A 20,671-nucleotide genomic window follows, 5' to 3' on the forward strand; every position below is an offset into this window, starting at 1 on the left:
TGGTATTGGTAACCGATTATATCATGGGCATTGCGCCCTATTTTTTTTGCCTCTATGTAAAATCGATTGCACAAATCGTTGATATAATGTAAAATGTTATTGGAGGCGATGAAATTGAATAGAAAACTTATAAAATATCTACCTGTACTATTTCTTGCGTCAAGTGTACTAAGTGGATGCGCTAACAATAATATATCAAACATTAAAATTGAGAGATTGAATAATGTACAAGCAGTAAATGGTCCGGGTGAGACTGATACTTGGGCTAAAGCTCAGAAACAAGGCATAGGAACCGCAAACAACTACACTTCAAAAGTATGGTTTACACTCGCAGATGGAGCGATATCTGAGGTTTACTATCCCACTATTGATACTGCTGATGTAAAGGATATTAAATTTTTTGTGACAGACGGAAAAACGTTTGTCTCAGATGAGACAAAGGACACAATAGTCAAAGTCGAAAAACTCACTGAAAAATCGTTGGGATATAAAATCATTAACACAGATAAAGATGGGCGATATAAGATAACTAAAGAAGTATTTACTGATGTAAAGAGGAATTCTCTCATAATTAAGGCGAAGTTTGAAGCCTTAAAAGGCAATATTGATGATTACAGGCTTTACGTAATGTGTGATCCTCATGTAAAAAATCAGGGCAAATACAATGAAGGATATGCAGTTAAGGCAAATGGCAATGTTGCGTTAATTGCTAAAAGAGATGGAATTTATACTGCTTTGTCATCTGATATAGGATGGAAAAAGTACTCAATAGGGTATTATAAAGTAAATGACATCGTGACAGACCTATATAAAAATATGCAAATGACTTACAATTACGATAGTGCAAGAGGTAACATCATAGAAGGCGCTGAGGTAGATCTTAAAAAAGACAGTCAATTTGAAATTGTATTGTCTTTTGGACAAAGTGAAGACGAGGCAGTAAAAACAAACATGGAAACTTTAAATGATAATTACGATAGCTTAAAGAAAGCTTATATAGACGAATGGGAGAAGTATTGCGATAGCCTTAATAACTTTGGGGGAAAAGCAAATTCACTGTATTTTAACAGCATGATGATATTAAAGGCAAGTGAAGACAAGACAAACAAGGGTGCATATATAGCATCCCTATCAATTCCATGGGGTGATGGTCAAGAAGATGACAATATCGGTGGCTACCATCTTGTATGGTCAAGAGATCTGTACCATGTAGCAAATGCATTTATTGTTGCTGGTGATACTGATTCGGCAAATAGAGCACTTGATTATTTAGTCAAAGTAGTGAAAGACAATGGTATGATTCCTCAAAATACATGGATAAATGGTAAGCCATATTGGACAGGTATACAGCTTGATGAGCAGGCGGACCCAATAATATTAAGTTACAGGCTTAAAAGATACGATCTTTATGAAAGCCTTGTCAAGCCTTTAGCTGATTTCATCGTAAAAATAGGTCCTAAGACGGGACAAGAAAGATGGGAAGAAATAGGTGGATATTCACCAGCAACGATGGCTTCGGAAGTAGCAGGACTTACATGTGCTGCATATATAGCTGAACAAAATAAAGATTTTGAATCTGCTAAAAAATATCAAGAAAAGGCGGACAATTGGCAAAGGCTTATTGACAGCCTAACTTACACAGAAAAAGGTCCATTGGGAGATGGCCACTACTATATAAGGATAGCGGGGCTTCCAGATCCGAATGCTGATTTCATGATAAGTATAGCGAATGGTGGTGGTGTATACGACCAAAAAGAAATCGTAGATCCAAGTTTTCTTGAGCTTGTAAGGCTTGGAGTAAAATCAGCAGATGACCCTAAAATATTAAATACGCTGAAAGTCGTAGATGAAACAATAAAAGTTGAAACGCCGAAAGGACCGTCATGGTACAGGTACAATCATGATGGATATGGCGAGATGTCCAAAACGGAATTGTATCATGGAACTGGAAAGGGAAGATTGTGGCCTCTCTTGACAGGTGAAAAAGGTATGTATGAAATTGCTGCGGGAAAAGATGCAACATCTTATGTAAAAGCTATGGAGAATTTTGCAAACGAAAGCGGCATAATATCAGAGCAAGTATGGGAAGATACTGGACTTCCTACTGATTCAGCATCACCTCTTAACTGGGCACATGCAGAATATGTAATATTATTTGCATCAAATATAGAACACAAAGTGCTTGATATGCCAGACATCGTTTATAAAAGGTATGCTTCAAAGTGATACACAGATTTTCCGGATGACTATATCCGGGAAATCTGTTTTTCATTGTTTAAATAGAGTATAATTGTGTATGAGAATATGAATTTGGAGTGATAATTATTGCAAAATGTAAGCATTGGCGATATATACGAAATATACATTGACAATATGGCACATGAAGGACAGGGCGTTGGAAGGTTAGATGGAATTGCCGTTTTTGTGAAAGGTGCTTTACAAGGTGAGAAGGTCTTAGCCAAAATAGATGAAAAACACAAAAATTACTTAAATGCACATGTGGAAAAAATATTAGAGCCATCAGAAAAAAGAATTGTGCCTAAATGCCAATATGCTGATAAATGTGGTGGCTGTACACTTCAGCATCTAACATACAGCGGACAGTTAGAATTTAAAAAACATGTAGTGGGAGAAAGCTTGAAAAGAATTGGGAAAATTGATATTGTCGTATTTGATACGATAGGCATGGCTGACCCACTGCATTATAGAGATAAGGCAGAATATCCATTAAGCATTAAAAATGGCAAGATAGAAGGAGGATTTTATGCATCTAAATCACATGAAGTGGTTGGCATTGATTCTTGTATGATTCAAAGTAGTGTCAGTGTCAATGCAATGAAAACTGTTGTAGAGTGGGCAAACGACTATAAGATTACAGTTTACGACAAAAAAACTGGGAAAGGGTTTTTAAGGCACGTGATAACTAAAGTTGGCTTTGCAACAAAAGAAGTCATGGTTATTATTGTGGCGAATAGCAGAGATATTCCACACAAAAAAGAACTTGTAAGCCGGCTTAAAGGAAAAATTGAAAACTTAAAAAGTGTTGTTTTAAATGTAAATAGAAGTAATGGAAAACAAGTTATGGGTAACGAAAATATTGTCATATATGGTGATGATTATATTACTGATTTTATTGGAGATAAAAAATTTGAAATATCTCCTTTGTCGTTCTTTCAAGTAAATCCCGTTCAAACCAAAGTGTTGTATGAGAAAGCATTAGAATATGCAGATTTAAAAGGCGATGAAATTGTCTTTGACGTGTACTGCGGTATAGGCACAATATCTATATTTTTTGCAAAACATGCGCGAAAAGTGTACGGAATAGAGGTAATACCAGATGCTGTAGAAGATGCGAGGCAAAATGCAGCCATAAATGGAGTAAATAATGCAGAATTCATTGCTGGAAAAGCAGAAGATATCATGATAGAACTTTGTAATAAAGGTTTAAAGCCTGATGTCATAGTGTTCGATCCACCAAGGAAAGGATTAGACAAAGATGTTGTAGAAGCATCGATAAAAATGAATCCTGAAAAAATAATTTACGTCTCGTGTAACCCGACTACATTAGCAAGGGATTTGAGAATTTTTGAAGACAATGGATATAGAACAAAAAAAGTACAACCAGTTGACATGTTTCCATACACGTATCATGTGGAGTGCGTAGTATTGATGTCACGCAATATATAGTGAATTGCAACAGTTATTACTCAATATATTGTGTTTTTGCACAGTTGAAGGGCAAATATAACCTACTTATCATTGGCGCTAAATTGTGATAAAATTAGGCTAAATCAAGACAAGGAGGTGGGCTGATGGATTCGAAAATCTGGTATATTCCGGCAAGGAATGACCGCTTGTAAAAGAAAGTCGGAATCTATTGCAGGGTAAGTACAAATGAAAAAGAACAGCTTTATAGCCTTGCGGCGCAGATTTCCGCTTTGACGAGAGCAGTTGCGAATGTCAGCCAATGGCGACTGGTAGATGTTTTTATCGATATTGCATCAGCGAAAGGAGAAATCCCTCGACGTGAATTTGAGTAGTTGATTCGAGAATGCGAAGCTCACAATATCTCCGTTGTTCTCACCAAAAGCATTAGCAGATTTGGCAGGGATACTGTAGAGACTTTATCAGCAATCAACAAGCTGAAGGCAGCCGGTGTCAGGATTATTTTTGAACAAGAAAACCTGGACACTGATGAAGTCGACAGCAATCTTATGATTTCAGTGATGGAATCCTTGGCTCAGGCTGAAAATGAAAGCCGAAGCGAGAATATTCGTATGGGACTTGCCATGAGAGCGGCAAACGGTACATCCGGACTTTACAAAAGAAAGCTTTACGGCTATACAAAGAATAAAGACGGAGAACTTGTAATTGACGATGAACAGGCTAAGGTGGTACGGGATATATTCCGTTGGTATCTTGATGGTGACAGTGTGCTTGGTATAATAAAGAAACTATCAGATGCAGGTATTCCTTCCCCTGCTGGTAAAGGAACGTGGAGCAAGCGCTCTATAGAGAAGATGCTTGAAAATGAGAAGTACACAGGTACGGTCACGTTTTTGGACTCTGCAACGCAGGAATATAAGTATCAGATAAAAGAATGCCATCCGCCGATTATAAAGCAGAGCGAGTTCGTGGCTGTTCAGGAAGAAAAGAAAAAGCGAAGCAATATCGTCACAGATGATGACGGTACGCATCGCAGCAGTAAGAAATATAGTTCGAAGAAGAAAAAGGAATTCTAATTTGTGGAGGAATTATGAAACGAGAATATGGTATTGCAAGGTGCGGACTTGCCTGTTGTTTGTGTTCTGAAAACAAAACGTGTCATGGATGCAATTCAGGGGAGTGCCCTGATAAAGATTGGTGTGAAAATAGAAAATGCTTGATAAAGAAGTTTTATGAACATTGTTTTAATTGTGGAGAAGATTGTCGAAAGGGTCTTTTGACAAAAATAAAGCCTTACGGATTCACTCTATTTGCAAAGAGATACGGTCAGGAAATGCTTTTAGATTGCCTTGAGCGCAATGAAAAGCTTGGTATTGTTTATCATCGTGAGGGCATTAATGGGAGATTACGATGATTTTGATGATGTTGAAAAGTTTCTTTGTTTTATAAAAACAGGCAAAAGATAAAATCCCAGTTTGATTGATACGATGCTAAGAATATCATTAGTGCACTAATGTGACAAAGCCATTTAGTGATAGAAAATACAAATAGCCTACTTATGTGAGATGACGACTTGGATGCCGGCTTTTTGAATAGCAAAGAAAAAGCCTTTAAAATCAAGCGTTTTCGTTGATTTTGGACATGTTCCCCAAATAACCTAAAAATCACATGTGGAGTGCGTAGTATTGATAACGAGGGCTTAGAAGGAGTAGGTATGGAAAGCCTTTATATAAGCCTTTTCTGTAATTATGAGGTTGAAATCTGAAGTGTGAAATACTTGATTTTTGGCTTAGTGGGAACATATCGAAACAAGCTTTTAACCTTGTGACAGAGCGATTTAGATGTCGGTGGTTCATGAGTGGTCAATTTTGATGTTTTTCTGATTCTTTAAGGGTTGAGAGAGCAGGTTGGATGTTAGTAAAAACATGCCGCTATTGCAGGGATAAACAGAAATTTATAGTACAGATTATATAATATCAGTCACAATGTCTAAAAAGCAGTCCACTTTTTTATTAAAATAAGTAAACTGGTTTTTAATTTATTAGATGAACATCTACTTAGTCAGTCTAGCCATTCTTTCCTTTACATGGAATCGTTCCATTTCAACCTTATCGAAAACGTATTTTGTATTCTTGTTCGGCATTATCTTGTATGTCAGACCATTGACTACAATTGCAGCAGTTGCCAACATATAAACAATTGCTAAAATCCAATCCGTTCCACTGACTAATCCGTTTGAAACAATGTAGTAAATGTAATAGATTCCGATAGGATAATGTAAAAACACAACAGCACCTAAACCGGGATTATAGATGGATTTCATTTTTATATTGGTCATTATTCCATGAACCATAAATTGCATAAAACCAAACAACATTGGCATAAGTCCGAGCCAAATAACTTTTGGGAAGAAAACGGGAAGTAAGTAGCAAGTATAAGTTACGATTACATTTGTTAACATAGCAGAAAGTTGATTCAGTGGATACCTGTCTGGAATATCACTGCTTTGCAGAACGATATTTATGATAGCTGGCTCTCCACCCGGAAATCCATATTCCTCAAACTGATGAAACAGAATTGCTATAAAGCTCATCAATTGCAGACGGACTAGCATATCCAGTTGCCCCCAAAATACTGCGAGATATGCAATTGTTCCTACCATAATCACTGCGCCTATGTTATACCAATGTCTACATAATAATCTCATAATAATTTCCTCCTTTACATCATCCAACATTGTGTTGTATAATTTAATTATACTACGTGTTAATGATTCATCAACCATCAGATATGTTCAAATTGTTGGATGATATAATAAGAGGGGATGTACATGAAAAAACAACCAGAAGTAACAGAACGTACAAAAGCCATATTGATGGATTCTTTTTGGCAGTTATATCGTGAAAACGACATAAGAAAAATTACTATAAAAGATATTACTGAAAAAGCTGGCTACAATAGAAGCACATTTTATCAGTATTTTGTCGATGTCTATGATTTACTCAATCAGTTGGAGGATTCACTAATTCAATATATATCTGATAATGTTAAGCTAAGTCTTGTTTCATCGATTGGAGATGATTTTATTGAACAGATGGCACAACTGTATGATTTGAAAGGTGAATATATTAGTGTGTTGTTAAGCAAAAACGGTGATCCTATGTTTGCTGAAAAATTAAAATCTGCTCTTAGTTTCATTATTTTTGACAAACTTGAAATAAAAAGAGATAAGGCTCATATGGATTTGATGTTTGAATTTGCAATATCGGGAATGCTGTCAGCTATCACAAAGTGGTACAATCTAGGCAAGCCTATTCCTTCAAAAGAAATGGTTGTCATGTTGCGTTCTATGTTATTCAAAGGAGCTTCTTCCTACATAAGGTAGAAATTAAATATAATACGATGCTCTATAAATTCTAATTTTGTTTGTGAAATCAAATACAAAATAATACAAAGCACCCTACGATGTAATTCAGTAGAGTGCCTTGCTCGTTTTTCCCTTATCCTTCCACATCTCCACATCCACCGTCACGCCTGACTTGAATTCCACGGTGAATTTTTCCTCGTAGATATATACTCGTGTAATATAATTTCGAAATTACCAACATAACCTTTTAATAATGGCTGATTTATTCTTGGAAATAGTATTTATAAATCGTTTTATAACATTACTAATTTCCTTTCTAGTTTTATAAAAAGCATTATATATTGACAGTTTCCTTCAACCATTTCCACAATCCTTCAATCCTATTAAGATTTGGTGAGTAAGGCGGTAAAAAGATAAATTCCAAATTTGCATTTGTGCTTCTCTTTGAATTCTTTCAGCAGTTTGGCATAATGAATTCTCCCATTGTCCAAAATCATCTTTATTTTCTTGCCAGGATAGGCTTCCACAACCTTTCTTAAAAAGTCCAAAAATGATTGTGCATCCAACGTCTCAGTTTCGGAATATATAATATCCCCTGTAAAATAGTCAATAACTCCAAATATTCCGACTCCTATGTGATGCCCATATGTCTTAACAATTCTCTGATGCCCTTTTAAAAACCAAGTAGCTGTAATGGCTTGATAATCCCTGATTTTACATTCATCTTCGAAAAGAATTACTTCATCTCTTTTAATGTTTTTTCATATCTTCAAACTTTTCCTCAAATTTTTTCTGCTCTTCTTCGTCTGCTTTCATCAAAACATATGTGGGCCTGGTATAAGTAAAACCCATCCGCTTCATCAATCGTCTAATGCTTGAGGCTTCAATATTAATATTATAAACATCTTTTACATATTGAGCGATAATTCTTGAATTCCAGTTTACATTTACAGCATACCCGATTTCACTTGGTGTCTTTAAAATTACTTCCTTTAACTCCTCCTGAATGTCAGGAATGATTTTCGGAATACGTCCAGGTGCCTTCCCTATGGTCAGCAATTCCTCCAAGCCGCCTTCATTGTATTTTTTCACATATTCTCCAAAGGTTTGATTGTTAAACCCAAGTATTTTTGCTATCTCCAGCCGATTCTTCCCTCGAAATGCAAGAATAATAACATTAATACGGTCTATTTTCCTTGAATCTTTAAGTCCTCTTTTGAATTTCTTTAAACTCTTTATGGTCTGCCCATGTTCATTTTTAATAATACTTTTCTTTTTCATTTGTAAATACTCCCCGATATATATTTTCTCTTATATATATCGAACATTTCGGAATTATTCTACACTCATATATAGTATTTAAACTATAAATCTTCATGATTATTTAAAAATTGTTTTTAAATAGACCAGCTAGTAAAAGTCAATAGGTTTTAAAAAGAAATTTAAAATTTTTTACGTTGTAAAAAAGGGTATAGCAAACAAACTCAATTAAGAGCCGAACTTTGAAAACTTAATATAGTTAATAGCTATTTCCAAGTATAGTGCAAGACTTTAAGCAGCTTTATGAATGTTCTGATATTGTTGTTTGTGTTCATCAGGTGTCTTTAATACAAAAGGCTTATTATCCCTTAGAACAGCAAATACAATATCTGAAATCTTGTGCATAACAGCTCCAAGAGCTACTTTTTTAGGTTTTGATTCCTTCTTTTTCTGGTAATAATCATAAAGTACAGGATTTATTGCTATACCATTTCTTTTAACTCTTACAGAAGCTAAAGCAATGGCATAGAGAACACGCCTAGCAATTTTAGAACCTCTTTTGGACATTTTATTGTCATTACCTTTAAAATGTCCAGATTCATTAACAGAAGGATCTACACCAAAATATGCAAAAAGCTGCTTAGGTTTTCTAAATGCTGAAAAATCGCCTATTTCACACATAAGAGTAACCGCTGAGAGAAAACCAACACCAGGTATAGAATCAAGGTAATAAATTTGCTGTACAAATTTTTCAGACTTATTTTCATCCACAAATGCCTTGATTTCAGATAATACCAGGTTAATCTTTTTATCAAATTCTTCTATGAAATAAATATACACTTTTAGTATGTCATAGACAGAAGGTAAATTATACCTAAAATTCAAAGCATTTTTAGCAGCTTTAAATAACTTATCATACTTAGCTTTAGCATAATTCAAGCCTTTTCTTGATGACGTTGAAATAAGTTTAATTATTTCATCAGGCTGAGCATTAATGACATCTTCTGGTGTTAGGAAATTTTTCAACAGAGAGATAGCTGTGATTCCAGTAATATCAGAGAAAACCTTGCAGAAACCAGGGAAAACAATATGCAATTGAGCTTTAAGTTTATTCACATAAGAAGTACGATTATCGACAAGGCTATAGTACTCTCTGCATAAACATCTAAGATTTAAAATTAACTCAGCAGGCATAACAGAAACCTTAGTGTCAGGCGAATAACCAATAACAGCAATACGTTTTGCATCAAGTCTATCATTCTTCACTTTTCTTATACCAATATTTTTGTTAGAATTAGTAATGAGAGGATTAATAACAAAAACCTCAAATCCTAATTCTTTTAGGTGGCAGAAGAGTGGGAAATGGTAGATTCCCGTAGACTCCAGAAATATCTTAGATTTCATGGAGAAATGCTCTTCTGCCTTTTTAATTGTCAGAACAGCATTTTTAAGGGAATCAGCATTATCGTGTTCAACCTTAAAAGGCTTTTTAAACTCCCTTCCATCGGGTGACAAGATGCAAAACCAGCTAAAATCAGCAGCGACATCAATACCAACACTAATATAATTAGGCAAAAAACTCATAAAACAACAACTCCTTTAAGTAAAAGTGAATAAGAGTATCCATTCTATTTAGTGAGTAAACAACCTAGCATGTGACGCGGGTATCCCGAAAAGCCGGTCCCAACCAGCCAAAACATTAATCCTCACTAAATGGAATAATTAGCTATTTCACGGGTATAGACCATAAGGATGATCGCCCAGGAGGAATTTCATTTATCCTCTATTCAGAGAAGATTGTACACAAATTTAAAGCTTAAGTCTATACCGGCTTAAAGGATATCCCAAATTATTTATTTAAAAGCAACTTAAATGACTTTTAAGATGTGACATATAAAGTAATTTAAGCCAAGATATGCATAATATGGGAGTTGAGCATTAGAATAAATCCGAACATGGAAAGGTCATGTTAAATTATTGTTCGGTGTATTAACTCCCGATTTGATATAAATCATGTAACTTTGTTACAAATATATTATACTAGGAGGAGTTTGTATGAAAATTGGCGATAATGTTGTGATGTTGGAAATTTCATAGGAAATTTATCAGATATGGTAAAAGAATTGCAAGGTATAGCAAAGGTTATGGCACATGTCGATGAGAAACCATACATTGAAGGTGACTTGAAACCATTAAAATTAGCTCAGCTTGAATCAAAATTGAATGCATTACCTGACGAAATGAAAGGAATATTCAATAAGATGAAGTCATCATTTGATAAAAATAGGACAAAAGTCGATGTGGCATTAAATGATGGCGAAGAACTGCCATTTTGTGGTGGTATTGATGTAATACATACCCCTGGTCATACATTAGGGCACGTTTGCCTTTATTTAAAAAAGAACAAAGTGTTGATTACAGGCGACATGCTAAACATTAAAGACGGAAAACTTGTCCCTTCATCAAAGGATATTAATTTTGACGATGACATGAATCTAAAGTCGATTGAAAAGATAGGCGGATATGATGTTAAGTATGTAATTTGCTACCACAGCGGCCTTTATAAAAAGGAATGTTAATGTATGATAGTAAGCGTTAGAAGGATAGATGTGTAAAAATCTTTCTGGTATGATCAACAATCTTCATATTGGCAGTTACATTCATACTATTTTTAGTGTTTATTTCTATGAAAACTACAGTAAAAACATAGTAAATACTATAGATGAGAAAAATTGATAACAAATATTACCATAAAATAGATACACTACGCCTATGCTAACTGTAGTTCTTCTAAAATTTCATCAATAGGTACTTTATTATTAGCTTGCTCATATAGCCATTGAACACGCTGCTTTTGTACTTCTTTGCGTACTATTTTTATTCCTTGCCCAAATTTGCAATATTCGTCGCCTGAAGTCGTACAATACAGGTATGTCAATGATATAAGTCATAATAATCTATCTATTGATTTTGTTGAGCGTACTTGATATGTATTTAGTCCAAGATTATTCTTTGTCTGCCTAAAGAATATTTCTATAGGCCATCTTTGACTGTAGTAATTTAGAATAGTCTCGGTATCTAATTCAGTATCAGTACAGATAAATGCATGTAGAGCATTCTGATTTTTAAAAGCTTTCTCAGGCCAACACAATACTACTACAGCATTATCTATTCCATTTAAGGCTCCTTCATAGCGATATACCCAGTAATTAGAACCGTTTACTGTAACGAGGCAAACTTCGTTCTTTTCGATATATTGGGCAAAATCTTTTATCTGAATTCTGATACCTTGTGGATAGATAATACGATTGGTTTTTAATGCTCCAGAGATTTCGCATTTAAAAATTTATAGAGTGATAAACACGTTGATTTATATAATTTAACTAAGAGCAGCTAGAAATATGTGATTTTCCGTTTTTTACTGGAAATTGAAAAAAATTTGCAAAATAAAAGCATCCTTTCTATAATATGTTTTGCGACAACCTAAATAGAAAGGATGCTGATAAAATGAACAAAAGTTATTTAAAACAAATGCTTATTTACTTCTCTAAGATATACCATCTTGGAGAAAAAATCAATACCCTAAAAGATAAAAGAGCAAAATCTTCAGTAAAAATTTCAACAGTTACCTTTGTAGTATTATTTGGATTTATGCTTCAAATAAGGAGTTTTAATAGGTTGGAACATTGGCTTAAAAAAGGTAAATTTAAAAAAGTATTACCTAAAAAGACTAAAATTCCTCGTATTGACACTATTAGGCGTGTTTTTAAGCTTAGTGTAAAATTTTTTTAGGTGAAAAAGCAGGAAAATAGCGATGAAATGTAGAAATAAGACCTCACCATCCTCCCAAGAGGATGAGTTAGAAAATAAATAGGAAGGTGAGGTCTTATGAAAATAATTCAACATACACTTCAAAAATTCCTGCTTGTTGTAGAAAAAATTATTGGATTACTTGATGGAAAATATACCTATTTGGAATTTGAAGAAGAACTTAAAAAAATTCTAAATGAATTAGGAAAAGAGATTTGTGCAGATGTACTTCATGAACTTGATCAAAGCATATATAAAGATAAATACAAAAGGAAAAACTGGGTGGTAGTCCAAAAAGATTGTGAAAGGACAATAACAACTGCATTTGGAGATATCACATACAAAAGACGGTACTATAAAAACAAAGAAACAGGAGAGAAGGCATATCTCGTAGATAAAGCTGCTGGCATCCAAAAATATGAAAGAATAGATGCTGAGCTTAAAGCTGATATAACGGATCTTTCTACAATACTCTCATATCAAAAAACCACTCAGGAACTTAAAAGAAATGGAGCTAACTGCAATGTAAGCCGGCAAACAGTAATGAACACATTAAGAAAAATAGACAACCTTCAAACATATGAAAAGCCAAAGACTAAAAAAGAAATAGAAACTTTATACATAGAAGCTGATGAAGATCATATACATCTTCAAAACGGCAAACCAGACATTGTAAAATTAATATACGTACATGAAGGAAAACAAACAATAACAAAAGGCAGAAATGAACTAAAAAATGCCGTATACTTTTCCGGTGTATACGAAGGAGATAAAGTAGAAGAGTTATGGAAAGAAGTATGGGAGTACATTGCAAGCACATATAACGAAGACAAAATAAAACGCATATACGTATCTGGAGATGGAGCGGAATGGATAAAATTCGGAGTAAAATATCTGCCTAACGCCGTATACGTATTAGACCTATTTCATCTACAAAAATACATAACAGCTGCAATAAAAGAAGATAAAAAAACAAAGAGAGAATTATGGAAAGCCATATTTAAAGCAGATAAACAAAAAGTCAATGAGCTTTTAACACAAAAATACAAAGAACTAGAATTAAACGGAACAGAAAATCCCGTAACGAAGTGCCAAACATATATAAATAACAATTGGGATGGAATAAATTCATACAGCCTTTACAAAAAAGAAATAACAGGATGCAGTGCAGAAAGTCATGTAAGTCATGTACTTTCAGAGAGACTATCAAGCAGACCAATTTCATGGAGCAAGGTTGGAGCTCACAAAATGGCAAAATTAAGAGCAATAAAAGCAAGCGGCATATCGCTGAAAGGTGTCGTATTAAAACAGCAATATGAAAGCTTAAAGCCAATAGAAATACCAAAGCAAACAGTGTATAAAGCGAAACAACAACTAAAGAAAATAAAATCAACTTATGAAAACATAATAAGCTTGCCAATATTGCAAAATAAAAAAACATTAACAAGTCAGGCTATAAAATCATTACTATTGAGAAATGCCATTTAAAAGTATGCATATATATTGAAGATTGTAGTTTTAGTTATTATTATGGGGAGCTTATTTGGGTTACCTATCACATGTAAAATTCATGAATAAATAGCATTGATATACATGATGGCTTCTTTGAAGAGCGTGAGAATCTGAGAATGAGTGAGATATTAAAAGAAAATCAAAGATTATAGAGTGAGTGGCGATTTTATGCTATCAAGAAGTTAAGAGACTTCAACACTAAAAACTTTTCTTAAAATCCAGCTATCAATACTCATCCTTAGAGTGATAGTGAGGTCTTTTTTTCAAAAAAACCTAAAAATACTTGACACGATCATGAGTTAAAAAATATATTGCAATATTATGCATGTGATAGTATAATTATTTAGTAAATTATCTGTTGTCGGGAGGAGAAAAAATTGAAAAAAAGGTTGATAATATCTCTAATTCTTGTCACTATTATGTCAATCGCGCTAAGCGGTTGTTCGAAACAGTCTACGTTAAGCAGAGTGAAAAAATCAGGAGTTATCGTCATGGGTACCAGTGCTGATTTTCCACCGTTTGAATTTCACAAAGTTGTCAATGGTAAAGATACTATAATGGGCTTTGATGTAGATTTAGCCAATGCAATTGCCAAAAAGTTAGGTGTAAAACTGGAGATAAAAGATATGGACTTTACAGGGCTTATTCCAGCTCTTCAAAGTGGCCAGATTGACATGGCTATCGCAGGTATGAATGCCACACCAGAGAGGAAGAAAAATGTTGACTTTTCTGATGAGTATTATAATTCTGAGCAGGTTTTAGTCGTGAAAAATTCCAGCAATATAAATAATTTAAATGACTTGAAAGGCAAGACGGTAGCTGTACAGCTTGGCACTACGTCTGATGATGCAGCTAAGAAGATAAAGGGAATAGACATAAAAGAGCTAAATAGATTAGGTGATGCATTTTTGTCATTGGAAAATGGCAGAGTAGACGCTATATTGATGGAAAGCACAATTGCGGATGCATACTTAAAAGAGTATAAAGACATGAAGATGCTTCACATTAAAGAGATAAATGAAGCAGTGCCAGGATACTCAGTCGCAGTCGCAAAAGGAAATCAAGATCTTGTAAACCAGATAAACAGTGTAATAAAAGACCTTAAAGACAGTGGTGAATACGAAAAAATGTTAAACAAATGGATGGGAAAATAAAGCCTCTTGAAAGGAGAAAAAAGGTTAATGAATCTTGATTTTTCAAGTATGCCACAATACACACAGCTTTTTATAAATGGACTCATAATGACAATAGAGCTTACTATTATATCTGTGGCAATAGGTGCAGTATTGGGTTTGATTGTTGCTTTGATGAAAATGTCCAGCGTGAAGATATTAAGCTTTATTGGCTCAGCATACGTGGAGATAATAAGAGGCACACCGCTTTTGGTGCAGATACTCATCATATACAACGGTTTGCCTCAATTTGGTATAAAGTTTCCGGGATTTGTAGTAGGTATAATAGCCCTTTCTATGAACAGTGCCGGTTATGTGGCGGAGATAATACGCTCTGGCATTCAAGCGGTAGATCCGGGTCAGATGGAAGCTTCTCGCTCTTTAGGTATGTCTCACAGCATGGCGATGAGGTACGTCATAATTCCCCAGGCAATAAAGAATATCTTGCCAGCTTTAGGAAACGAATTTGTCGTAATGCTTAAAGAGTCGTCTATAGTATCTGTAATAGGCTTTGCAGATCTTACAAGGCAAGCAGAGATAGTATCAAGTGTGACATATAGGGCATTTGAGCCGCTTATAATAATAGCAGCCATTTACTTTGTGATGACACTGGTATTCTCAAGGCTTTTAAGCAAGTTTGAAAGGAGGTTAAGGACTGGTGATACGCGTTGATAACCTCCATAAAAGATTTGGCAATTTAGAAGTCTTAAAAGGTGTAAGCTTAGAAGTAAAAAAAGGCGAAGTTTTGGTAATAATCGGTCCAAGTGGTTCTGGGAAAAGCACCATATTAAGGTGCATAAACCTTCTTGAAGAGCCGACAAAAGGAGACATATACATTGAAGGAGAAAAAATTAACGATAAAAAGGCTGATATAAATAAGATACGCCAAAAAGTCGGCATGGTTTTTCAGCACTTTAATTTATTTCCGAATATGACGGCTATTGACAATATAACCCTGGCTCCTATTAAAGTGAAGAAGATGGACAAAAAGACTGCAGAGGATATTGCAATGAGACTGTTAAAGAAAGTTGGTCTGGAGGACAAAAGAGATGCATATCCTGTGAAGCTGTCTGGAGGCCAGAAGCAAAGGCTTGCTATTGCCAGAGCGCTGGCTATGCAGCCGGATGTGATGCTTTTCGATGAGCCTACATCTGCACTGGACCCGGAGATGGTTAAGGAAGTCTTAAATGTCATGAAAGAGCTGGCCAATGAAGGCATGACGATGATAGTAGTGACTCATGAGATGGGATTCGCAAGAGAGGTTGCAGATAGAGTTATTTTTGTAGATGACGGAGTGATAGTCGAAGAAGCTTCACCAGAAGAATTATTTAGCAATCCTAAAAGCCCAAGGACAAAAGAATTTTTCAGCAAAATACTGTAAGTTTTACTGGGTGCAGATGCACCCGTTTTTATTTCATCTATCATTATATTTTTCAAAATTCGCAAAATATTAATGGGAATTCATGCAGGAATATTAGATTTCATGTAGAATTATAATAATATAGACATAAAGAAAGGAGTTGTATTGTATGAGGATTACAGTAAGCGGTAGAAATGGTATGGCTGTAACAGAGGGACTTAGAAATGCAGCCATAAAGAGTTTAAGTAAGATAGAGAAGTTTTTTGCGGATGACACAGAAGCACGTGTTGTTATGAGTGTTCAGAAGAATAACCAGATTGCAGAGGTTACGATACCTTTTAGAGGGATGATATTTAGAGCTGAAGAGGTAAGCGACGATATGTACGCTTCGATAGATAATGTTGTTGATAAGCTTGAAAAACAAATACTCAAGTACAAGACGAAACTGAAAAACAATTTTACACCAGAATCAATCAGATTTGATGTTCAACAGGATTACATAAAAAATGATATACAAGATGAATTGGAGTTTGAAGTTGTAAAGACTAAGAGATTTGCTGTGAAGCCTATGTCTGTACAGGAAGCTATACTTCAAATGAACCTTTTAGGACATAATTTCTTTGTATTTACGAATTCGGAGACAGACGATTTTACAGTTGTGTATAAGAGAAAAGACGGTAAATATGGATTGATAGAGCCGACAATGTGAAGAAAAATTGAGGGTTATAAAAAAACCCTCAATTTTTTTATGCGATAAAGAAGGAAAATAGAATTTTTTGTAGAATATTATTCCTGTATGTGTAAAAGTTGATTGAAAAAATGGAGTGTGAGCACGTTGGTTGAATTTACAAAAGAAGTTATCAATTCTATGGAAGAATTGATAAATAGGGTACAAAGCGTAATATCAAGTAGGGTTATAGCTGAAAACGGTCAGATTGCGGAGATTCATGTTTTAGCTGATACATCAAGAAATGCGAAGCAGATTGCAAGAGATGTACAATCGGTTTTAATGGCTGAGTTTAAAGTAGACGTAAACTACAAGATAATTAGCGTTGCACAGGTGGAGACAAGTGGCAGATACTATAACGATGAGAGGATTGCTTTTGCAAATTTAACGTTTGCCAACAATGGAGTGAACTTAGAAGCAACCGTTGTCCTTACAAAGGGTTCTGAAATGTATGAAGGTGTATATAAAGGTGTAAATACAGAGAGGAATAAAAACAGGATAATCGTAAATGCTACACTTGAGTGTGTATCCAAAATACTTCCAGATGATCACAATCTCATTTTAGAAGATGTTGATATATATTCTTTTGCCAAAAAGCGTATAGCCATAGTCGCAGTGACACACGCGACGCCTCAAGGCGAGGAGCTTCTTGTAGGCTCCAGCATTGTAAAAAAAGATGAAGGTGAAGCACTTGTTAAAGCAACATTAGACGCTTTAAACAGGCGTGTCATTTCGACAGTCGATAATTAAATAGCTTATTTTTTACCCAAACCTTTATTAAGCGTAGCGTTTCGCCTGAAGCTTGAGAAGCTTGAGAGCATCTTTGGTAAAGGAGGGTTTCAGGATGAAAAAAGCAACAATCATAAAAGTACTTCTTGCTTTATTGGCATTAGCACTTGCTGGTGGTGCAAACTTATCTTGGCAATGAGGTTTGGGTAGATGTTTTTATAGGAGGTTATCATGTTAAATAGAAAAGTAAAAACTTTTATGTCAATTGTAATAACATTAGGCTTATTAGTGATAGTGTATTCTATTTTAAATATAAACTACAATAAAATATTTGAAACGGTAGTTTTGGGTATACTAGCCGCTGCAACAGAGTCACTTCCTGTGTATATAAATAAGGATATTGCAGTTTCTGTTGGATATGCTATAGACTTAATGGCTGTAATTATACTTGGTTTTCCAAATGCTATTATAGTAGCAATATTGGGTATGATTTTACAGATAGCAGTTGATGAGAATAAGAATATAAGGACAATTTTAAACAGACCGTATTATAAGACTTTATTTAACATTTCTCAAATATCAATTAGTGTTTTTGTTGCCAGTTTAGTTTATAAATATTTAGGTGGAGTAAGTGGTGTTTTTATCTATCCGAAATACATTTTTCAAGCTATTGTTGCAGCCATTGTATATTATTTTCTGAATAATATATTGGTGACGATTTTAGTTTCAATGTTAGTGAATAAACCTTTTTTGAAGACTTGGACTAAAGATTTTAGCTGGATGATGACCAATTTCTTATTTTTAGCATTTATAGGTATATTGATGGCGTCTTCTTTTATTGCATATGGTTATATAGCGCTTTTAATCTTTTTTGTGCCACTCATCATGGTAAGGTATATGTTTAAATTAAATATGGAGTTAAAACAGTCTTATTATGACACTATAAATGCCCTTACGAAGGCGTTAGAGGCCAAAGACAGATACACTTTGGGACATTCTAAAAGCGTTGAAAAATTAGCCGTTTATCTTTGCAGGGAAGCTGGATTCAGTGAGGCACATACTGAAATGGTGCGGATAGCTGCGCTTTTGCATGATGTAGGCAAGATAGGCATCGTTGAAAATATTTTAAATAAGCCTGGAAAACTATCAAAAGAGGAATATGACCATATCAAACAGCACCCTGTAAGCGGTTATGAGATATTGAAAGATGTGCCTTTCTTAAAAAACGTAAGGTATTGGGTTAGGTATCACCATGAATGGTACAATGGAAATGGCTATCCCGATGGTATAAGCGGAAGGCAGATACCTCTGGAGGCAGAGATACTGGCTATTGCAGACGTGTTTGATGCGCTTGTATCAGATAGACCTTACAGAAACGCCTATACGAGAGAAGAAGCGTACAAGATAATAGTTGATAATGAAGGTACGCAGTTTAGCCCGAGAATAATAAAACTTTTCAAAAAAGCATACGAGAAGAATAAGGAGGATTTCAAACATGATTTTTGATTCTCTTGGTGCTTCATTTATATACGGCTTTTTATTAAGGAGAGGAAAATTAAGCGGCATTGCCGACATAGATATAAAGATGCCTATTTTTTTTATACTTGGCTTTGGACTTGAGTTCGGAGTGCTTAATCTAACGGATAAATATCCAATCATAATGACGTATAGAGCATACATACATTTTTTGGATTATTTGATGCTTTTTATAGGATTGTGGTACAATCGACATAACAAATACATGAAAATAATATCTATAGGCATTATTTTAAATTTCATAGTCATTTTCGCAAATGGTGGAAGGATGCCAGTATCGATTAATTCTCTTAAAGCGGCAGGTATCGGCTATTTAGTGCCTGAGCTTACAAAAAACATCATTCCAACCCATCAAGCTATGACTTCATCTACGAAGCTTAAATTTCTGTGTGACATTCTTTACCTGCCAAAGCCGTATCCTCTTCCAAAGACTTTCAGCGTAGGTGACTTATTTATAGCAACTGGGATTTTTCTAATGGTTTCAAATGCCATGATAAATGCCTCTAAGAGAGTTAAAATATAAATGTGCATTTATATCTTCAAGAGGTGTTGATAAATGAATTCGGCAGAGAGAAGAGATAAGATATTAGAGATTTTAAAAACAGAGGAAGAACCTGTTAAAGGCAATAGACTGGCGGATATTTTAGGTGTTACGAGGCAGATAATTGTACAAGACATAGCCATATTAAGAGCAGAAGGAATAAAGATATTGTCTACTCCGCAAGGCTATATATTAAGCTCAAGCGATAAAGGCAAATATACAAAAGTAATTGCAAGCAAACATTATTTTGATAGGACTGAGGAAGAACTGAATACTATTGTGGATAACGGTGGAAAGGTCTTAGACGTGATTGTTGAACATCCCATTTATGGTGAAATAAGAGGACTATTGATGATTTCATCTCGGTATGATGTTGAAAGATTTATGGAAAGTGTGAAAAATGCCAAAGCAACTCTTTTGTCATCATTGACAGAAGGCGTTCATTTGCATACGGTAGAAGCTGATTCAAAAGAAGTTTTAGATAGAATCGAGAAAAAACTTAAAGAAAAAGGATTTTTTGTCGAATAAATATATACTATAATTATTATGTAACAAGAATTTTCGAGAGGAGGAGTTGAAGTGATAAAGTGGCAACAGTCATTGTCTGTCGGCATAGACATGATAGACGAGGAGCACAAAGAACTTTTCAATAGGGTTAACGATGTTTTTGACGCATGTATGAAGCAGCAAGGTCAAGACAAAGTCTATGAGATACTGGAATTTTTAAGAGAATACACAGTGAAGCATTTTGGCGATGAAGAAAAACTTTTAGAAAAGTATAAATACCCAGAATTGCCTCAGCATAAAAAGCTTCACGAGAAATTTATAAGCGACATACAAGAAATAGAAAATGATGTTAAAAAGAATGGCGTCAGCGTATCAATAGTAACCACTTTAAACCGCAAGTTAGTCGATTGGCTTATAAACCATATAAGCAAAGTAGACAAAAAATACGGTGAATACATAAAAGCACATCCGCTGAATTGAAACA

At 34.7% G+C, this 20,671-nt stretch carries 22 protein-coding genes and 2 pseudogenes; 18 read left to right on the forward strand and 6 right to left on the reverse strand.

Going from position 1 to position 20,671, the window contains the following annotated elements; translation table 11 throughout:
• Positions 1-114: 114 nt before the first annotated feature.
• The 5 genes and pseudogenes from THEXY_RS03310 to THEXY_RS03325 all read left to right on the forward strand — a co-directional run bounded on the left by THEXY_RS03310 (position 115) and on the right by THEXY_RS03325 (position 5,080).
• Complete coding sequence (locus THEXY_RS03310; RefSeq protein WP_013787437.1) at positions 115-2,226, forward strand: glucan 1,4-alpha-glucosidase; 2,112 nt, start codon at positions 115-117, stop codon at positions 2,224-2,226.
• Between the two features lie 99 nt (positions 2,227-2,325).
• The gene (gene rlmD, locus THEXY_RS03315; RefSeq protein WP_013787438.1) at positions 2,326-3,687 is read left to right on the forward strand and encodes a 23S rRNA (uracil(1939)-C(5))-methyltransferase RlmD; all 1,362 of its coding nucleotides are present in this window, start codon (positions 2,326-2,328) and stop codon (positions 3,685-3,687) included.
• A 185-nt stretch (positions 3,688-3,872) separates the two neighbouring features.
• Positions 3,873-4,295 (forward strand): annotated as a pseudogene (locus THEXY_RS12715) (recombinase family protein); the annotation flags it as partial.
• Entirely contained in the window at positions 4,290-4,742 is a 453-nt protein-coding gene (locus THEXY_RS12720) for a recombinase family protein (RefSeq protein ID WP_230197656.1), read from the forward strand. The pseudogene THEXY_RS12715 and the gene THEXY_RS12720, both read left to right, overlap by 6 nt.
• A 14-nt stretch (positions 4,743-4,756) precedes the next feature.
• Entirely contained in the window at positions 4,757-5,080 is a 324-nt protein-coding gene (locus THEXY_RS03325) for a hypothetical protein (RefSeq protein WP_013787439.1), read from the forward strand.
• Positions 5,081-5,719: 639 nt separating this feature from the next.
• Here THEXY_RS03325 and THEXY_RS03330 read toward each other — a convergent pair.
• Positions 5,720-6,373 carry an HXXEE domain-containing protein gene (locus tag THEXY_RS03330; RefSeq protein ID WP_013787440.1) on the reverse strand — a complete coding sequence of 218 codons (654 nt, stop codon included), beginning with the start codon at positions 6,371-6,373 and terminating at the stop codon, positions 5,720-5,722.
• A 123-nt stretch (positions 6,374-6,496) separates the two neighbouring features.
• Between THEXY_RS03330 and THEXY_RS03335 the strand changes: the two genes are divergently transcribed.
• Positions 6,497-7,051: a TetR/AcrR family transcriptional regulator gene (locus tag THEXY_RS03335; protein ID WP_013787441.1), complete on the forward strand. Its 555-nt coding sequence runs from the start codon at positions 6,497-6,499 to the stop codon at positions 7,049-7,051.
• Positions 7,052-7,367: 316 nt separating this feature from the next.
• Here THEXY_RS03335 and THEXY_RS13005 read toward each other — a convergent pair whose 3' ends face one another.
• From THEXY_RS13005 to THEXY_RS03350, 4 genes are all read right to left on the reverse strand, one after another.
• On the reverse strand, positions 7,368-7,457 hold the full coding sequence (locus THEXY_RS13005; protein WP_083815318.1) for a transposase: 90 nt from the start codon (positions 7,455-7,457) through the stop codon (positions 7,368-7,370).
• A complete protein-coding gene (locus tag THEXY_RS13010) occupies positions 7,417-7,788 on the reverse strand; it encodes a transposase (RefSeq protein WP_083815319.1) in 372 nt (123 codons plus the stop codon). Before THEXY_RS13010 ends, THEXY_RS13005 begins: the two co-directional genes overlap by 41 nt.
• A complete protein-coding gene (locus THEXY_RS03345) occupies positions 7,784-8,314 on the reverse strand; it encodes a helix-turn-helix domain-containing protein (RefSeq protein WP_013787442.1) in 531 nt (176 codons plus the stop codon). The genes THEXY_RS13010 and THEXY_RS03345 overlap by 5 nt, the downstream gene beginning before the upstream one ends.
• 270 nt (positions 8,315-8,584) lie before the next feature.
• Positions 8,585-9,877, reverse strand: coding sequence for an IS110 family RNA-guided transposase (locus THEXY_RS03350; RefSeq protein ID WP_013787443.1), 1,293 nt, complete (start codon positions 9,875-9,877; stop codon positions 8,585-8,587).
• 527 nt (positions 9,878-10,404) lie between these two features.
• Between THEXY_RS03350 and THEXY_RS03355 the strand changes: the two genes are divergently transcribed.
• Complete coding sequence (locus THEXY_RS03355) at positions 10,405-10,872, forward strand: MBL fold metallo-hydrolase (protein WP_013787444.1); 468 nt, start codon at positions 10,405-10,407, stop codon at positions 10,870-10,872.
• 191 nt (positions 10,873-11,063) lie between these two features.
• On the opposite strand, the pseudogene THEXY_RS13015 reads toward THEXY_RS03355, so the two are convergent.
• A pseudogene (locus THEXY_RS13015) lies at positions 11,064-11,618 on the reverse strand (transposase); the annotation flags it as partial.
• Between the two features lie 182 nt (positions 11,619-11,800).
• On the opposite strand from THEXY_RS13015, the gene THEXY_RS03365 reads away from it, so the two are divergent.
• From THEXY_RS03365 to THEXY_RS03415, 11 genes are all read left to right on the forward strand, one after another.
• The gene (locus tag THEXY_RS03365) at positions 11,801-12,085 is read left to right on the forward strand and encodes a hypothetical protein (protein ID WP_013787445.1); all 285 of its coding nucleotides are present in this window, start codon (positions 11,801-11,803) and stop codon (positions 12,083-12,085) included.
• 96 nt (positions 12,086-12,181) lie between these two features.
• Positions 12,182-13,591, forward strand: a complete 1,410-nt coding sequence (locus tag THEXY_RS03370; RefSeq protein WP_013787446.1) for an ISLre2-like element ISTxy1 family transposase — start codon at positions 12,182-12,184, stop codon at positions 13,589-13,591.
• Between the two features lie 401 nt (positions 13,592-13,992).
• Positions 13,993-14,769: a basic amino acid ABC transporter substrate-binding protein gene (locus THEXY_RS03375; protein ID WP_013787447.1), complete on the forward strand. Its 777-nt coding sequence runs from the start codon at positions 13,993-13,995 to the stop codon at positions 14,767-14,769.
• Between the two features lie 27 nt (positions 14,770-14,796).
• The gene (locus THEXY_RS03380; protein ID WP_013787448.1) at positions 14,797-15,459 is read left to right on the forward strand and encodes an amino acid ABC transporter permease; all 663 of its coding nucleotides are present in this window, start codon (positions 14,797-14,799) and stop codon (positions 15,457-15,459) included.
• A complete protein-coding gene (locus THEXY_RS03385) occupies positions 15,446-16,168 on the forward strand; it encodes an amino acid ABC transporter ATP-binding protein (RefSeq protein WP_013787449.1) in 723 nt (240 codons plus the stop codon). The genes THEXY_RS03380 and THEXY_RS03385 overlap by 14 nt, the downstream gene beginning before the upstream one ends.
• Before the next feature lie 148 nt (positions 16,169-16,316).
• On the forward strand, positions 16,317-16,856 hold the full coding sequence (gene hpf / locus THEXY_RS03390) for a ribosome hibernation-promoting factor, HPF/YfiA family (protein WP_013787450.1): 540 nt from the start codon (positions 16,317-16,319) through the stop codon (positions 16,854-16,856).
• A 126-nt stretch (positions 16,857-16,982) separates the two neighbouring features.
• The gene (locus tag THEXY_RS03395; protein ID WP_013787451.1) at positions 16,983-17,624 is read left to right on the forward strand and encodes a hypothetical protein; all 642 of its coding nucleotides are present in this window, start codon (positions 16,983-16,985) and stop codon (positions 17,622-17,624) included.
• A gap of 210 nt (positions 17,625-17,834) precedes the next feature.
• Positions 17,835-19,109 carry an HD-GYP domain-containing protein gene (locus tag THEXY_RS03400; protein ID WP_013787452.1) on the forward strand — a complete coding sequence of 425 codons (1,275 nt, stop codon included), beginning with the start codon at positions 17,835-17,837 and terminating at the stop codon, positions 19,107-19,109.
• Positions 19,099-19,662, forward strand: a complete 564-nt coding sequence (locus THEXY_RS03405; RefSeq protein WP_013787453.1) for a DUF5317 domain-containing protein — start codon at positions 19,099-19,101, stop codon at positions 19,660-19,662. Before THEXY_RS03400 ends, THEXY_RS03405 begins: the two co-directional genes overlap by 11 nt.
• Before the next feature lie 33 nt (positions 19,663-19,695).
• Positions 19,696-20,208: a transcription repressor NadR gene (locus tag THEXY_RS03410; protein ID WP_013787454.1), complete on the forward strand. Its 513-nt coding sequence runs from the start codon at positions 19,696-19,698 to the stop codon at positions 20,206-20,208.
• A 51-nt stretch (positions 20,209-20,259) separates the two neighbouring features.
• The gene (locus THEXY_RS03415; RefSeq protein WP_013787455.1) at positions 20,260-20,667 is read left to right on the forward strand and encodes a bacteriohemerythrin; all 408 of its coding nucleotides are present in this window, start codon (positions 20,260-20,262) and stop codon (positions 20,665-20,667) included.
• The last annotated feature ends 4 nt before the right edge of the window (positions 20,668-20,671 follow it).

It is taken from the genome of Thermoanaerobacterium xylanolyticum LX-11 (assembly GCF_000189775.2).
In the GTDB taxonomy this organism is placed as follows: domain Bacteria; phylum Bacillota; class Thermoanaerobacteria; order Thermoanaerobacterales; family Thermoanaerobacteraceae; genus Thermoanaerobacterium; species Thermoanaerobacterium thermosulfurigenes.

Bases quoted from the DNA above. Each gene is read 5' to 3' on its own strand.
- THEXY_RS03330 (WP_013787440.1), bottom strand. From the start codon at position 6,373: ATGAGATTATTATGTAGACATTGGTATAACATAGGCGCAGTGATTATG.
- THEXY_RS03325 (WP_013787439.1), top strand. From the start codon at position 4,757: ATGAAACGAGAATATGGTATTGCAAGGTGCGGACTTGCCTGTTGTTTG.
- THEXY_RS03400 (WP_013787452.1), top strand. From the start codon at position 17,835: ATGTTAAATAGAAAAGTAAAAACTTTTATGTCAATTGTAATAACATTA.
- THEXY_RS03350 (WP_013787443.1), bottom strand. From the start codon at position 9,877: ATGAGTTTTTTGCCTAATTATATTAGTGTTGGTATTGATGTCGCTGCT.
- THEXY_RS03365 (WP_013787445.1), top strand. From the start codon at position 11,801: ATGAACAAAAGTTATTTAAAACAAATGCTTATTTACTTCTCTAAGATA.
- THEXY_RS03405 (WP_013787453.1), top strand. From the start codon at position 19,099: ATGATTTTTGATTCTCTTGGTGCTTCATTTATATACGGCTTTTTATTA.
- THEXY_RS12720 (WP_230197656.1), top strand. From the start codon at position 4,290: ATGAGAGCGGCAAACGGTACATCCGGACTTTACAAAAGAAAGCTTTAC.
- THEXY_RS03380 (WP_013787448.1), top strand. From the start codon at position 14,797: ATGAATCTTGATTTTTCAAGTATGCCACAATACACACAGCTTTTTATA.
- THEXY_RS03345 (WP_013787442.1), bottom strand. From the start codon at position 8,314: ATGAAAAAGAAAAGTATTATTAAAAATGAACATGGGCAGACCATAAAG.
- THEXY_RS03355 (WP_013787444.1), top strand. From the start codon at position 10,405: ATGGTAAAAGAATTGCAAGGTATAGCAAAGGTTATGGCACATGTCGAT.
- THEXY_RS03335 (WP_013787441.1), top strand. From the start codon at position 6,497: ATGAAAAAACAACCAGAAGTAACAGAACGTACAAAAGCCATATTGATG.
- THEXY_RS03410 (WP_013787454.1), top strand. From the start codon at position 19,696: ATGAATTCGGCAGAGAGAAGAGATAAGATATTAGAGATTTTAAAAACA.
- hpf (WP_013787450.1), top strand. From the start codon at position 16,317: ATGAGGATTACAGTAAGCGGTAGAAATGGTATGGCTGTAACAGAGGGA.
- THEXY_RS03370 (WP_013787446.1), top strand. From the start codon at position 12,182: ATGAAAATAATTCAACATACACTTCAAAAATTCCTGCTTGTTGTAGAA.